This is a genomic window from Polaromonas sp. P1_E11 (assembly GCF_056405995.1).
Window position 1 is genome coordinate 1 of the sequence record NZ_JBFUBA010000022.1, and the last position, 543, is coordinate 543.

General features: G+C 66.3%; 1 protein-coding gene. It reads right to left on the bottom strand.

Annotated features, from left to right (window positions below; genetic code table 11):
* Positions 1 to 543 (bottom strand): conjugal transfer protein TrbF (gene trbF / locus AC1D11_RS22230; protein ID WP_477651506.1); only part of this gene is annotated, 543 nt, incomplete at both ends.

Here is a 543-nt window from a genome sequence, read left to right on the forward strand (position 1 = left end):
GCACATCGGCCGATCGCGGCGGCTGCACCTTGACGGTAAGCATCGCGGTCCAGCGCGACGTTCCCGCAAGGCTGCCACGCTCAAAGGCCTGCTCGGTCCATTTGACCTGGAAGCTGCTGTCCGACGCGCGCACGACGCTCGTCACCTGCACCGACACGGTGCGGCGGCCGACCTCGGCGAAGGGATTGGCGGCGCGGGCATATTCGCCGAGGAAGAGCGAGGCGCGCGGCGTCGCGAAATCATAAGCCGACAGCCAATGCTCGCGCATCAACACGGGATCGAGCGAACGCGAGCGGACATTCTTGATGAAATTGCCGAGGTGCCATGCGATCTGCGGATCGGTCGCCTGGTATTCGGTCGCTGCGGGCGCCACACTGCGCGCCTCGCCGAGCCGGTCGACCTCGACGACATAAGGAATGACGCGGCTCTGCATCGACTGCCAGACGAGCGCCGAAGACAGGCCGATGGTGAGGAACAGCCCGCCGACCGCCATCAGCCGCCAGTTCTTCGCCTGGACGCGCGCTGAACCGATCCGCTCATCCC